Consider the following 13,264-nt stretch of genomic DNA (forward strand, 5'->3'; position numbering starts at 1 on the left):
TAGCAAGCTCCCGGCGGAGACCGGCAGCAATAATGGGGGACGGTTCGTGAACATCATTCTTCTTGGTCCTCCCGGAGCCGGCAAGGGCACGCAAAGCGCCGGACTGGTCGAACGCCACGGTATGCGCCAGCTTTCGACCGGCGACATGCTGCGCGCCGCGGTCAAGGCCGGCACGCCGGTCGGGCTCAAGGCCAAGGAAGTGATGGAACGCGGCGAGTTGGTTTCGGACGAAATCGTCTCCGACCTGATCGATGCCGAGCTCGCCGCGATGGGGCCGGAAACCGGGGCGATCTTCGATGGCTATCCGCGCACCGCAGCCCAGGCGGACGCGCTCGACGCGATCCTCGCGCGCAACGACCGCTCGCTCGATCATGTCATCGAACTCGAAGTGAACGAAGACGCGCTGGTCGAACGCATTACGGGCCGTTTTTCCTGCGCCAAATGCGGCGCGCTTTACCACGATACCGCCAACCCGCCCCGCGTTTCGGGCGTGTGCGATGTATGTGGCAGCACCGAATTCAAGCGTCGTCCGGACGACAACGAGGAAACCGTGCGGATGCGGATGCAGGAATATCGCGCCAAGACTGCGCCAATCCTGCCCGGCTATGAAGCGCGCGGCATCGTCAGCCGTATCGACGGTATGGCCGCGATCGACACCGTGGCGAACGCGATCGACGCCATTCTGCGCAGCTGAGTTGTTCGCGGCGCTTTCACAGCATCGGTGTTTGGCCTAGAGCCTCTCTCACCTGAGGGAGGTTTCCGCGATGCCGAATTTCCGCCTATTCAATGTGCTTTGCGCGGCCCTGCTGCTGCCTACGGTTCCGGCTGCGGCTGAAATTAGCGGCACTGGCCCCAACGGTTTCGTCTCGCGCCACGAAGCGGTGGTGGAAGGCAGCCCGAGGGACGTGTGGCTTGCCCTGATCACCCCCTCTGGGTGGTGGGCTTCTGAGCATACCTGGTCGGGGGAAGCGGCCAATCTCACACTCACGCCTCAGGCGGGCGGATGCTTCTGCGAAAAAATTCCCGAGATGGAAGATGCCGGCCGGTTCACGCTGGAGGGCAGTGTAGAACACATGCGCGTGGTTCACGCCTATCCCGAACGGGCGCTCAGGATGCAGGGCGCACTCGGGCCGCTCCAGAGTGAGCCGGTGACCGGCATTCTCACCATCACCATCAGCAAGGTGGAGGGGGGCACGCGGATCGTGTGGGAATATAATGTCGGCGGAGCGATGCGTTATGAGGTGCCGGTGATCGCGCGGGCGGTCGATGGGGTCATGGGCATTCAATTGACTGCGCTCGCTGATTTGCTCGGTCCGGTCGAGACCGCGCCGCAGCCGCAACCCGCGCCTGCCGCCGTCAGCGACGAGACGGCGGGGTCCGATCAGGACGAGGTTCCACCAACGGATCGTGAAGCGCCGCCCGAGGGGGACGCGCCCGAAAGGAAAACTCCGTCAGTGAGCGACGTGTTCAGCGATCTCGCTGACGAAGACTAAGGGCGGACGTGCGATCATTTGTCCCACCCGGTAATTCTCCGGAACGAGCGCCATAATGCTGGCACGGCGGTTGACCCGCCGGCCGAATCATCCTATGCGCGCGTCTCATTCGACATGCTCGAACCAAGTTCGGCAGGCACAGCCCTCGCGCGTGCCGACCGGACTTTTTGCCGTTTCCTAACTTGCTTGTGTGCAGGGCGGTGCGGTGAGCGGGCAAATCGGTGAATGAGCGTTGAGATAGGGGGCTGGCCTTTTGGCTGTCAAACCCCTGTGGAGCATGGAGAAATAAGTGGCTCGTATTGCCGGGGTAAATATCCCCACCAACAAGCGCGTGATTATCGCGCTCACCTATATTCATGGGATCGGTCGCTCGAAGGCTGTCCAGATTGCTGACAAGCTCGGCATTGCGCATTCCGCGCGCGTGCAGGACCTCACCGATGAGGAAGTGCTGCGGATCCGTGAGACAATCGATGCCGATTTCACCGTGGAAGGCGACCTGCGTCGTCAGACCGCGATGAACATCAAGCGTCTGATGGACCTGCGCGCCTATCGCGGCCTGCGTCACCGTAACGGTCTGCCCGTCCGCGGCCAGCGCACCCACACCAATGCCCGTACCCGCAAGGGCAAGGCCAAGCCCATCGCGGGCAAGAAGAAGTAAGTCGGCATCTGCCTGCTTTTTCCTTCTGACGAGCTAAAGGACATATAACGATGGCACGCGAACCAGGCCGTATCCGGCGCCGTGACAAGAAAAATATCTCGAGCGGCGTTGCGCATATCAACGCCAGCTTCAACAACACCATGATCACCATCACCGACGCACAGGGCAATGCGATCAGCTGGTCCAGCGCCGGGGCGATGGGATTCAAGGGCAGCCGTAAATCGACTCCCTATGCCGCGCAGGTTGCCGCCGACGATGCCGGCAAGAAGGCAGCCGAGCACGGTGTGCGCACGCTCGAAGTCGAAGTGAAGGGCCCGGGTTCGGGTCGTGAAAGTGCGCTACGCGGTCTTGCCGCAGTGGGCTTCAATATCACTTCGATCCGTGATGTGACCCCGATCCCGCACAACGGGGTCCGTCCGTCCAAGCGTCGCCGCGTCTGATCCGCCGGGGTGCGGCGGCCAGTTTGCCGTCGCCACCCGAACGGGTCAGGTGCCGCGCCGCTTCGCAGAGCATCCGGCCCGCCCAAGTTTGAACCGCCCGCCCAGGGCGAATTAGGGGAAATCCATGTCCGTCAACACGAAGAACTGGCAGGAACTCAAGAAACCCAACACCCTCGAAATCAAGGATGGCGGCGATCGTCAGCGCAAGGTGACCTTCGTTGCCGAACCGCTCGAGCGCGGCTTTGGCCTCACGCTCGGCAATGCGCTGCGGCGGGTTTTGCTGTCCAGCCTGCAGGGTGCGGCGATCACCTCGATCAAGATCGAGAACGTGCTGCATGAATTCTCCTCGCTCGCGGGCGTGCGTGAAGACGTGACCGACATCGTCCTCAACGTGAAGCAGATCGCGCTGCGCATGGAAGGCGAAGGCCCCAAGCGTCTTCAGCTTTCGGCCACCGGCCCCGGTGCTGTCACCGCGGGCGATATTGCTGTTTCCGGCGATATCGAGGTGATGAACAAGGATCTGGTGATCTGCCAGCTCGATGAAGGCGCGACGCTCAACATGGAGCTGACGGCCGACACCGGGAAGGGCTACTCGCCCGCCGTGCAGAACCGTCCGATCGATGCACCGATTGGCCTGATCCCGGTCGACTCGCTCTATTCGCCTGTTCGTCAGGTGAGCTACAAGGTCGAGAACGCCCGTGTCGGGCAGGAACTCGATTACGACAAGCTCTCGCTGACCGTCGAAACCGATGGCACTGTAACCCCGGAAGATGCCGTGGCCTATGCCGCGCGCATCCTGCAGGATCAGCTGACGTTGTTCGTCCACTTCGAGGACGGCATCCCGCAGCCGCAAAGCGCGATGATCGGTCATGCCGTGCAGCCGGAAGAAAGCGACGCCAACCAGCTCAACCGTTACCTCCTCAAGAAGGTGGACGAGCTGGAACTGTCGGTGCGTTCGGCCAACTGCCTCAAGAACGACAACATCATCTATATCGGCGATCTGGTTCAGAAGACCGAAGCCGAGATGCTGCGCACGCCGAACTTCGGCCGCAAGTCGCTCAATGAGATCAAGGAAGTGCTCTCCAGCATGGGTCTGCGTCTCGGCATGGACATTCCGGGCTGGCCGCCCGAGAACATTGAGGAAATGGCCAAGAAGCTCGAACAAGAGCTTTTGGGCTGATGAGTTGGTGAGCCCCTGCGCAAGCGGGGGCTTACACATTGGGCGAAGGTGGCGGCCCGCAATGGCCACCGGGATGGAGCTACCTCGCACGGGCTCCTTACGAACGAAGGAAGTATACAATGCGTCATGGTATTTCGGGCCGTAAGCTTGGCCGCAAGACGGGTCACCGCAACGCCCTGTTCCGCAACATGGCCGCCGCGCTGATCAAGCACGAGCAGATCAAGACCACGCTGCCCAAGGCAAAGGAACTGCGCCCCTACATCGAAAAGCTGATCACGCTGGCGAAGCGCGGCGGGTTGTCGAACCGTCGTCTCGCCATGAGCCGCTTGGGTGACGAAGCGCAGCTGAAGAAGCTGTTCGAAGTTCTGGCCGAGCGTTATTCGGACCGCGAAGGTGGCTACACCCGCGTGCTGCGCGCCGGCGTGCGTGCTGGCGATGCCGTGCAGATGGCGATCATCGAACTGGTCGACCGTGACGAAAGCGCCCGCGGTCAGGACAGCGGCCCGGTGCAGTCGGAAGACGAATACGAAGACGCGTAAGCCGCGCTTCTCACAGGATCAAAAAGGGCCGGGGCGGAAACGCTTGCCGGCCCTTTCCTTTTGCGCGCCGCGGGGTAGTGTCGCTCGCATGATCCGCACCGCCATTGCAGCGACCGCGCTGCTTCTCGCCGCTCCCGCCGCATCGCCCGCCTTGGGCCAGAGCCAGCAGGAGGCGCTCGATGCCCGCTACGACCGCGCGCTCGCGGCAGGTTACAAGGCGCTGATGCTGTGCAGCGCGATTGTCAGTTCGGAGGCGACTGGCATGGGTGCGCGAACGCCCGAGAGCGTTCATGAGTGGGAGCTCGCCGGGATCCAGCAGCCGCTTAATGCCATCGTACGAGAGCTGCCCTATGAGATTGTACGGGAGGCGGAGGAAGTTGGTGCACGGATCAACCGGGTCGAGGTGACCTGGGCTGATGATATGCCGCCACGCGTTGCCAGGCATAATCCCGGCTCTGGCTGCGCGGTTTGGCCCATTGGCATGAAGCCGCTGGAGTGGGCTTCGCCGAACCTCCAGGATTACCGCTCTCCTGCCCTCGCATTTGCTCCGCCAGAACCGCGCGTGTCCACCGTGCGACCGATCCGGGAAGCGGCGTTCGATGGTACCTATGGTCAGGGCTCCCGCACCACTGTTGTCCTGATTAGCAAAGATGCGAAGTTCGTCGATTGGGGGGGCGCACCGGGCTTCGGCCCATTCACCCCGCAGCGCACATGGTCGGTGGCCAAAAGCATCGCTGCTACATTGGTCGGGGCCGCGGTACATAGGGGCGACGCCGATGTGCAGGGCAGCTTGGGGCTTGGCGGAGGCAACCTGGCAGATCCGCGCCATGCGATCACGATAGATCAAGCATTGCGGATGGCCTCTGGACGCTACTCGGACACGCCGGGCAACCGCACCGATCCCCTCTATTGGGGCGGAACCACTGTGGATGAGCGGGCGCAGAACTGGCCGCTGATCGCCCGGCCGGGCAGTGTCTATCGCTACGCCAACAATGACACGCTCGCTGCGGTGAAAGCAATCGAGGGCACTTTTGCAGCCAATGCGCCCAATGATGTGATTTTCGCCATGGGCATGGAGGACACGGTCGCAGAGACCGACTGGCAGGATAATTACATCTTATCTTCGCAGGTGTGGACCACTGCCAATGACCTCGCGAAGTTCGGACAGCTTTACCTCAACGACGGCAACCTTCCCTCAGGCGAGCGCATCCTGCCTGAAGGCTGGGTGCAATACGTCTCCAAGCCCAGCGGCCCGCAGCCTGACGGCCCGTTCGGCTATGGCGCGGGGTTCTGGCTGATGAACAAATCAGACGGCGTGCCGCCCGACACCTTCGCCGCCTTCGGCAATCGCGGGCAATATGTCGTGATCGTGCCGTCCCGCAACGTGGTGATCGTGCGCCGCGGCGAAGACCCGGTGGGGGCGCGGTTCGACATCGCTGCCTTTACCCGCGATGTGCTGGCGGCATTGGAGTCATAAGCGTTCCGTTCATCCCAGAGGCAATTTGGATTAACAATTCCTGTCAGCACAATTCAGCTTCGTCTCAGCGTAAATCGTCCACCTTGGCTTCAACACCGGCGCTATCCCGCATCGGTGCGAAGCGAGGATGAGACCCATGACGACCTTCACCACCAAATTCGGGCGGACCACGCTCGGCACGCTTGCGGCCGGTGCACTGGCCGTCGCTGCAACCCCTGCCATGGCTGACGACCACCGCGACCGCGGTATCGGCGCGGGCGAGATTATCGCCGGCGCGGTCGTGATCGGTGGCATCGCGGCGCTCGCCGGAGCCTTTGATGGCGACCGCGACCGCTGGGATCGCGGCGACCGCTGGGACCGGCGCGGCGACCGGCGCGGCGACCGGCGCGGCTATGACCGCGGCTTTCGCGGCGGTGCGCGCGGCGCGGTTGAGCGGTGTGTGCGGGCCGCTGAAAATCAGGCGCGACGTTATGGCGGCTACCGCTTTGCCGATGTCACCGACGTCCGCGATGTCGATCGCAAACGCTTCGGCTTCCGCGTTGAAGGCCGTATTCAGGTCGAAGGCCAGCGTGGATGGCGCGGACGTGGCCGCGATTTCGACCGCGGGCGGTTCACCTGCCGCCTGGACGGACGCGGCGCGCCGCTGATCGATTTCGACGGGATTCGCGGCCTGCGCTGATTGCCCGGCGCCGCACCCGGTCGCCCCGTTGCTTCGCAAGAAGCGGCGGGGCGATCCATGTCCGGCAACGCGGTTCATTGCAGCGCAAGCCTTGCACGGCTAGGCTGAAACCATCAGGGCGTTTGGTGGGCGCTCGACAATTTGAGGAGGGAGCATCAATGGCTCTGCGTATCCCCGCGCTCGCATTGGCTGGCGCATTCGCTGTAACCACCGCCCTTTCGTCTGCCCCTGCGCACGCGGCGGATCTGCCCGCCGCGCCTGCGTCTGCCAGCAGCTTTGCGGGGGCGTTCGATCACAGCCGGTTCGATCCTTCCGCCGCCACCGCCGATTGGCGCTGCCGTGGCTGGCGTTGCGGCCGCAGGGGCTGGGGTCGCCGCGGATGGGGTGGCGGTTGGCGCCGTAACCGGGTCGATGCCGGGGACGTGCTGATCGGTGCGGCAATCCTTGGCGGGGTTATCGCCATCGCGAATTCCAACAACCGCCGCGAACGCGATCGCGATCGCGATGTCGTGGTGATAGAGCGCGACCGTGATTTCCGCGACCCCGATCGCCGGTATGACGACCGCCGGGTCGAGCGGCGCAGCACAGGGTCTTCGGGTCTCGACAATGCGGTCGATCAGTGCCTTGCCCGGATCGAGCGCGATGTTCGCGTCGAAGGTGTCGACAATGTCCAGCGCACGGGTCGCGGTTGGTTGGTCAGTGGCTCGCTGTTCAATGGGTCGCCGTTCCTGTGCCGGATCGGCAATGACGGGCGCATCGATGGCGTCGATTTCGGCGGTGGCTTCTCCGGCGTTTCCGGAAACGGGGCAGTTGAAGGCGATTGGGGCGCGGCTCCGGCTAATTCCTATGACAACCGCGCCGAAGGGCAGTGGAACGATACGCGCTATGCCGATGCGCGGCTGGCGATGGGCGGCATGGCTCAACCCCAGGCGACCGCTCCGCAGAGCTTTGCGGCTGCTCCGACCCAGTCACCCGTGACGGATCGGATGCCGGCCTATCCCGGTGGGCCGATTCCCGGCGAGGTAATCCCCGAAACCATCGACGGCGATCTGTAATGCGGTAGGGTGAGGGGCTTACCTCTCAACCCTGCCTCCATAACTCGGCAGGCCCAATTCCCACCGGATTGCAGCGGAGCGCAGCGCGAAGCCGCAGGCGAACCCGGCGCCCCATGCCCATTCCTTGTCGATGCCCAGCAGCGGCGCGGCGAGCATTCCCGCAACTGTCAGCACGGCGGTGAGCGCCGCAGGCGTAACGTAAAGTTCGGGGCTCATGATGATCGAAGGGCGGCCCGCCACCACGTCGCGGATAATCCCGCCGACAGTGCCGGTGATGACGCCCATCAGCGCGGCAGGCACCGGCGGGACGCCGTAGGCCAGCGCTTTGGCGCTGCCCAGCACGGCATAAGCGGCAAGGCCCGCGCCATCGGCATAGGCGATCCCCTTGCCCTCCCACAGCCTGACCGGGGTGAACCACGCGATCAGCGCCGTGGCGAGGCACACCGCCGCCACCCAGCGATCGCCAATCCAGAAGACCGGCGCTCCGATCAGCAGATCGCGCACCGTGCCGCCGCCCACACCCGTCACCAGCGCGAAGAACGCCATGGTGACGAATGTCTGGTGCAACCGCGCCGCCAGCACCGCGCCTGACAACGCGAACACCGCGATGCCGGCGAGATCGAGCCAGTCGAGGATCGGGGTGAGAACGGTGGGGGTCATGCTGCGGGCGGCATCGCAGGCCGCGCACGGCGACGGCGGAACATCAGGACGCAGCCGATCAGCGCGCCTGTCAGCGACAATGCGGCAAACAGGATCAGCAGCGGGTGGCTAGTATCCTCGCGTTCAGAAAGATCCATGATGTGCAGCCCCCAGGCAATGTCGAATGCGCGCCACCATCGGGTGCGCACTGCCTCAATCGTGCCAGTATCGCGCCCGACATAGACACAGGTGCCGTCCGCCAGCGTAACCTGCCACACGGCCAGTGGACGGCGGAAATCGAAAGGCGTCCGATCCGCTTCGAACAAGGTGACGGCGGTGACATTATCGCCGCCCACGATAGTCTCGGCCACCAGCGTCCGCGCGGCGGCGGCATCGAGCGCCGGTAGCGACGCTCCGGTGGCGAAATCGACGCGGCGTACCTCACCACCGAGCGCGGTGAGGATCGCCACCGCGCGGCCTTGCTGCATGACAACGCGCATTTCCTTCAGGTTCGCCTCTGCTGCGGCAATCGTGCTACCTTCGAGCACCAGCGCCTCGGCTGGCATTTCGCGGCGAAGGTGGTCGCCGCGCACCTCCTCGATCGGGCGCAGGGTCATGAACAGGCCCGATGCGACCCAGATAACAATCGGCACGCCGACCAGCCAGCCGAGCCAGATGTGCCATTTGGCAAGTGCGCGCATGGTGAGGTTTCGGGCCATATTCCGCGCCATGGCGAAGCCGCGTCAGCCGTGCAAGATATTGCCGATGGCCTCGGCCGCGGCGATGCAATCCAGATCGCTCCAACGCGGACCGATCACCTGCATGCCGCAGGGCAGGTCTGCGCCCAGATAGGTGCCGCTGCCAATCGGCAGGACAGTGGCAGGCAGGTTCGGGAAGGTCGCCAACCCGGCCCAGGCGAGCGCATTGCCGCCGGGTTCCTCTGCGCCGTTGATGGTGATCGTGCCGCGAAATACCGCCATGTCGCTATGTGGTACCGCCAGCACCGGAGCGGGCGGGGCGAGGACGAAGTCGTAGGTTTCGAACAAGGCTGCCCACTGCGCCATGCACGCGGCCTGCGCATCGAGCAGGTCGAACCAGTCGGTCGCACTTGCATGCGTGCCGTCCGGCGCCGGGGCACCGCGCGCCATCACCACATTCATCATCTTGAGATAGTGGCGATATTGCCGCGTTTGATCGGGGATCAGATCGCTTGTCCGGTCGATCCGCACCCCGGCACGCGCGAGCGTTGCGATTGCCGCCTCGGTCGGCTCCAAGACGCTGGCGTCGACCGGCGCTTTGGGCAATTGCGTGATCGCCAGCAGGCGGCAATCCTTCAGCGGTCTGGCGCGGCGGCGCAGCGGCAGGTCCGCGCCCACTTCAGTCAGTACCGCCAGATCGGCGGCGTTCCGCGCCAGCGGTCCGGCAATGTTAAGCGGGCTATCATGCGCGGCGATGAACCCCTTGGCGCGCGACATGGCGGGGAAATCGTGGCCCTGCTTGGAAATCAGCCCCCAGGTGGTCTTGTGCCCCCAAACCCCGCAGAAATGTGCCGGCACGCGCACCGATCCGCCGATGTCCGTGCCGAAGTCGCACGGCACCATCCCGCTTGCCACCGCTGCCGCGCTGCCGCCGGACGATCCCCCGGGTGAGCGGTCAAGGTTGTGCGGGTTAGAGGTACGGCCATAGACCGGGTTGAAGCTTTGCCAGTCGGTGAGGTCGACCGGCACATTGGTCTTGCCGATGATCACCGCGCCTGCCGCCTTCAGTCGCCGCACCAGCGCTGCATCATGCGGCGCGATCTTCCCGCGATAGGCGGCGTGGCCGAAGGTGGTGGGCAGGCCTGCGACGTCGAAGCTTTCCTTGATCGTCATCGGCACGCCGAACAATGGCTGGCCGGCCCCTCCGTCCTTCGGCGGCCCTGCAGCGTCCATTGCCTTGGCCGTGCCAAAGGCGCGTTCGAAATCAGGAACGGCGAGCGCATCGATGCTGGAATCCAGCTTCTCGATTCGGACGATTGCCGCATCGACCGTTTCGGCAACACTGCGCCGCCCTTCGCGGATGGCTGCGGCTGTGGCGAGCACGCCGGGCTTGTCGGTCAGTTGCGGGTAAGTCATGCGTTAGTTCCCCCTCGGCCGCGAGGGTCTAGCCGGTCAGGGCGCGGCAAGAAAGCGGTCCTCCGCTGTCTTTTGCGGAGAATTCCACGGTCTTGTCCTTCAGCCTGCAGCTCGCTGCGCCATTTGCCGACCCGCATCCGCGGGATCGGAAACGCGCCAGAGATTAACCACGGCCTCACATATGGATCGGCTTGCCCGTCACCGCCATCGCCGCTTCCTTGAAGGCTTCGGCGTGCGTGGGGTGGGCGTGGCAGGTGTAGGCGATGTCTTCGCTGGTGGCGCCGAATTCCATCGCCTGCGCGGCCTGTGCGATCATCGTTCCGGCGAGGCTGTTGATCATCCACACCCCGACGACGCGGTCGGTTTCAGCGTCGGCGATGACCTTGACGAAGCCTTCGGTGTCGCGGTTCGCCTTGGCGCGGCTGTTGGCCATCATCGGGAACTTGCCGACCTTGACCGCGAGCCCGCGTTCCTTGGCCTGTTCCTCGGTCAGGCCCACGCCTGCGATTTCCGGCGCGGTGTAGACCACGTTGGGGATCACATCATGGTTCACGATGCCGGTCTGGCCTGCGATGTTCTCGGCCACGGCGATACCTTCATCCTCTGCCTTGTGCGCAAGCATAGGGCCGGGGACGACATCACCGATGCCCCAGATGTTCGGGACTTCAGTCCGGAAATCATGGCCGATCTCGATCTGCCCGCGATTGTTGACGCTGAGGCCCGCCTTGTCGAGCGCCAGACCTTCGGTGTTGGGACGGCGGCCGATGGAAACGAGCACGTGGCTGGCTTCCAGCGTCTGCTCATCGCCGCCTGCGGCTTTCTCGATGGTGAGCGTGACCTTCTTTCCGTCCACCTTCGCACCGGTGACCTTGTGGCCGAGCATCATTTCCATGCCCTGCTTCTTGAAGATCTTCTGCGCTTCCTTGCGCACTTCGCCGTCCATGCCGAGGAGCAGCTGGTCAAGGAATTCGACCACCGTGACCTTCGCGCCGAGACGCCGCCATACCGAGCCGAGTTCAAGCCCGATCACGCCGCCGCCGATCACCACTAGGTGTTCGGGAACTTCGTCGAGATCGAGCGCGCCGGTGCTGTCGACGATCCGCTTGCCCGCGTTGTCGACGTCAACGCCGGGGAGCGGGGTGACGCTTGACCCGGTGGCGATCACGATGTCCTTGGCGGTGACCTTGTCGCCGCCGACGGTGACGGTGTGCGCGTCTTCGAACGCGGCATGGCCCTTGAGCCAGGTCACCTTGTTCTTCTTGAACAGGAATTCGATCCCGCCGGTCAGTTCGCCGACCGCCTTGGTCTTTTCCTGCATCATCCGCCCGAGATCGAGCGTCGGGGTGGCAGTGATGCCCCAGGTCGCGAAATGGCCGTTGCGCGCTTCGTCGAACAGCTCCGAACCGTGCAGCAGCGCCTTCGACGGAATGCATCCGACATTGAGGCAGGTACCGCCGAGCGTCTCGCGGCTTTCGACGCAAGCTGTCTTCAACCCCAGCTGCGCCGCGCGGATCGCCGCGACATAGCCGCCGGGGCCGGCACCGATGATGAGGACGTCGTAATCGTAGGAATGGTCAGCCATTTCCAAAAAACTCCGTTCGCCCTGAGCTTGTCGAAGGGCTGTACTTTACTTGGGGTCCGTCGCTCCAAAAGTAAGAGCAGGGCTTCGACAAGCTCAGCCCGAACGGAGAAATGGTTACAAATCAATCAGCATCCGCGTCGGATCCTCGATCGCTTCCTTGATGATCTTGAGCGCGGTCACCGCCTCGCGCCCGTCGATCAGACGGTGGTCGTAGGACAGAGCGAGATACATCATCGGGCGGATGACGATCTGACCATTGCGCACGACCGCGCGATCCTCGATGCGGTGGAGGCCCAGCACCGCGCTCTGCGGCGGGTTGATGATCGGGGTCGACATCAGCGACCCGAACACCCCGCCATTGGAGATGGTGAAGGTGCCGCCGGTCATGTCTTCCATCTTGAGCGTGCCTTCCTTGGCGCGCTTGCCGAAGTCGGCGATGTCCTGTTCGATGCGGGCAAAGCCCTTCTTGTCGGCATCGCGGATCACGGGGACGACGAGGCCGTTGGGTGCAGACACTGCGACCGAAATATCGACATAGTCGTGATAGACGATTTCATCGCCCTCGATATAGGCGTTGACGCTCGGCACGTCCTTCAGCGCGAGGCAGGCGGCCTTGGCGAAGAAGCCCATGAAGCCAAGGCGAATGTCGTGCTTCTTGGCAAACAGGTCCTTGTACTTGTCGCGTGCTTCCATGACCGCGCTCATGTCGCAATCGTTGAAGGTGGTGAGCAGCGCGGCCTGATCCTGCGCGCCCTTCAGCCGCTTGGCGATGGTCTGGCGCATCCGGGTCATCTTGACGCGCTCTTCACCGCGCGCGCCGCCGGTTGCTGCCGGAGCAGCGCTCGGGGTCGGTGCAGGGGAGGGCGCTGGCGCCGCGCCGCCGGACTTCTTGGCTTCGGCCGCGGCCAGCACGTCTTCCTTGGTCAGGCGGCCATCCTTGCCGGTGCCCTTGATGGTCGAAGGATCGACCCCGTGTTCGAGAACCGCGCGGCGCACCGCGGGCGACAGCGTCTGCGCGGCGGCGAGCAGTTCCTCGGACGGACCCGAAGTGGGGGTAGGGGCGGGCGCGCTGGCCGCAGGTGCGGGCGTATCGGCCTTGGCAGCGGCGGGAGCGGGCGTAGCGGACGCGCTCGCGCCTTCTTCGATCACCGCGATCACTGCGCCGACTTCGACATTATCGCCCACCGCCACGCGGTGTTCGGACATTACGCCCGCAACCGGCGAGGGCACGTCGACCGCGACCTTGTCGGTTTCGAGGCTGCAGATCGGCTCGTCCGCGGCGACCGCTTCGCCGGGCTGCTTGAGCCATTCGGCGATGGTGCCTTCGGTAACGGATTCGCCGAGCGCGGGGACGGTGATTTCGGTGGCCATTTTTGCGGGTTCCTGAAACTTGGCTTATGCTCGTGTG

General features: G+C 64.2%; 14 protein-coding genes. 9 read left to right on the forward strand and 5 right to left on the reverse strand.

From position 1 onward, the window contains the following. Window positions 1–46: 46 nt before the first annotated feature. The 9 genes from J3454_RS00320 (at window position 47) to J3454_RS00360 (ending at window position 7,521) form a co-directional block, all read left to right on the forward strand. Complete coding sequence (locus J3454_RS00320) at window positions 47–694, forward strand: adenylate kinase (RefSeq protein ID WP_349511775.1); 648 nt, start codon at window positions 47–49, stop codon at window positions 692–694. A gap of 70 nt (window positions 695–764) precedes the next feature. Then, window positions 765–1,493 carry an SRPBCC family protein gene (locus tag J3454_RS00325; RefSeq protein ID WP_349511776.1) on the forward strand — a complete coding sequence of 243 codons (729 nt, stop codon included), beginning with the start codon at window positions 765–767 and terminating at the stop codon, window positions 1,491–1,493. Window positions 1,494–1,782: 289 nt separating this feature from the next. Next, entirely contained in the window at window positions 1,783–2,151 is a 369-nt protein-coding gene (gene rpsM, locus J3454_RS00330; RefSeq protein WP_296716008.1) for a 30S ribosomal protein S13, read from the forward strand. A 50-nt stretch (window positions 2,152–2,201) separates the two neighbouring features. Continuing rightward, complete coding sequence (gene rpsK / locus J3454_RS00335; protein WP_054118179.1) at window positions 2,202–2,591, forward strand: 30S ribosomal protein S11; 390 nt, start codon at window positions 2,202–2,204, stop codon at window positions 2,589–2,591. 124 nt (window positions 2,592–2,715) lie between these two features. After that, on the forward strand, window positions 2,716–3,771 hold the full coding sequence (locus J3454_RS00340) for a DNA-directed RNA polymerase subunit alpha (RefSeq protein ID WP_296716011.1): 1,056 nt from the start codon (window positions 2,716–2,718) through the stop codon (window positions 3,769–3,771). A gap of 119 nt (window positions 3,772–3,890) precedes the next feature. Then, complete coding sequence (gene rplQ, locus J3454_RS00345; RefSeq protein WP_349511777.1) at window positions 3,891–4,310, forward strand: 50S ribosomal protein L17; 420 nt, start codon at window positions 3,891–3,893, stop codon at window positions 4,308–4,310. A gap of 88 nt (window positions 4,311–4,398) precedes the next feature. Continuing rightward, window positions 4,399–5,787, forward strand: coding sequence for a serine hydrolase domain-containing protein (locus J3454_RS00350; protein ID WP_349511778.1), 1,389 nt, complete (start codon window positions 4,399–4,401; stop codon window positions 5,785–5,787). Window positions 5,788–5,923: 136 nt separating this feature from the next. After that, window positions 5,924–6,466, forward strand: a complete 543-nt coding sequence (locus J3454_RS00355; RefSeq protein ID WP_349511779.1) for a hypothetical protein — start codon at window positions 5,924–5,926, stop codon at window positions 6,464–6,466. Window positions 6,467–6,624: 158 nt separating this feature from the next. Next, window positions 6,625–7,521, forward strand: a complete 897-nt coding sequence (locus tag J3454_RS00360) for a hypothetical protein (protein WP_349511780.1) — start codon at window positions 6,625–6,627, stop codon at window positions 7,519–7,521. Window positions 7,522–7,539: 18 nt separating this feature from the next. On the opposite strand, the gene J3454_RS00365 is transcribed toward J3454_RS00360, so the two are convergent. The 5 genes from J3454_RS00365 to odhB all read right to left on the reverse strand — a co-directional run bounded on the left by J3454_RS00365 (window position 7,540) and on the right by odhB (window position 13,227). After that, window positions 7,540–8,181 (reverse strand): trimeric intracellular cation channel family protein, encoded by a 642-nt coding sequence (locus tag J3454_RS00365; RefSeq protein WP_349511781.1) that lies wholly within the window; start codon window positions 8,179–8,181, stop codon window positions 7,540–7,542. Then, complete coding sequence (locus tag J3454_RS00370; protein WP_349511782.1) at window positions 8,178–8,879, reverse strand: hypothetical protein; 702 nt, start codon at window positions 8,877–8,879, stop codon at window positions 8,178–8,180. The genes J3454_RS00365 and J3454_RS00370 overlap by 4 nt, the downstream gene beginning before the upstream one ends. A gap of 24 nt (window positions 8,880–8,903) precedes the next feature. Further along, window positions 8,904–10,274: an amidase family protein gene (locus J3454_RS00375; protein ID WP_349511783.1), complete on the reverse strand. Its 1,371-nt coding sequence runs from the start codon at window positions 10,272–10,274 to the stop codon at window positions 8,904–8,906. A gap of 175 nt (window positions 10,275–10,449) precedes the next feature. Next, window positions 10,450–11,856: a dihydrolipoyl dehydrogenase gene (lpdA, locus tag J3454_RS00380; RefSeq protein WP_349511784.1), complete on the reverse strand. Its 1,407-nt coding sequence runs from the start codon at window positions 11,854–11,856 to the stop codon at window positions 10,450–10,452. Between the two features lie 114 nt (window positions 11,857–11,970). Next, window positions 11,971–13,227 (reverse strand): 2-oxoglutarate dehydrogenase complex dihydrolipoyllysine-residue succinyltransferase, encoded by a 1,257-nt coding sequence (gene odhB / locus J3454_RS00385; protein ID WP_349511785.1) that lies wholly within the window; start codon window positions 13,225–13,227, stop codon window positions 11,971–11,973. Window positions 13,228–13,264 lie beyond the last annotated feature (37 nt).

This window comes from Erythrobacter sp. NFXS35, assembly GCF_040148725.1.
GTDB lineage: Bacteria > Pseudomonadota > Alphaproteobacteria > Sphingomonadales > Sphingomonadaceae > Erythrobacter.

Bases quoted from the DNA above. Each gene is read 5' to 3' on its own strand.
- J3454_RS00325 (WP_349511776.1), top strand. From the start codon at position 765: ATGCCGAATTTCCGCCTATTCAATGTGCTTTGCGCGGCCCTGCTGCTG.
- rpsK (WP_054118179.1), top strand. From the start codon at position 2,202: ATGGCACGCGAACCAGGCCGTATCCGGCGCCGTGACAAGAAAAATATC.
- J3454_RS00340 (WP_296716011.1), top strand. From the start codon at position 2,716: ATGTCCGTCAACACGAAGAACTGGCAGGAACTCAAGAAACCCAACACC.
- rplQ (WP_349511777.1), top strand. From the start codon at position 3,891: ATGCGTCATGGTATTTCGGGCCGTAAGCTTGGCCGCAAGACGGGTCAC.
- J3454_RS00350 (WP_349511778.1), top strand. From the start codon at position 4,399: ATGATCCGCACCGCCATTGCAGCGACCGCGCTGCTTCTCGCCGCTCCC.
- J3454_RS00355 (WP_349511779.1), top strand. From the start codon at position 5,924: ATGACGACCTTCACCACCAAATTCGGGCGGACCACGCTCGGCACGCTT.
- J3454_RS00360 (WP_349511780.1), top strand. From the start codon at position 6,625: ATGGCTCTGCGTATCCCCGCGCTCGCATTGGCTGGCGCATTCGCTGTA.
- J3454_RS00365 (WP_349511781.1), bottom strand. From the start codon at position 8,181: ATGACCCCCACCGTTCTCACCCCGATCCTCGACTGGCTCGATCTCGCC.
- J3454_RS00370 (WP_349511782.1), bottom strand. From the start codon at position 8,879: ATGGCCCGAAACCTCACCATGCGCGCACTTGCCAAATGGCACATCTGG.
- J3454_RS00375 (WP_349511783.1), bottom strand. From the start codon at position 10,274: ATGACTTACCCGCAACTGACCGACAAGCCCGGCGTGCTCGCCACAGCC.
- lpdA (WP_349511784.1), bottom strand. From the start codon at position 11,856: ATGGCTGACCATTCCTACGATTACGACGTCCTCATCATCGGTGCCGGC.
- odhB (WP_349511785.1), bottom strand. From the start codon at position 13,227: ATGGCCACCGAAATCACCGTCCCCGCGCTCGGCGAATCCGTTACCGAA.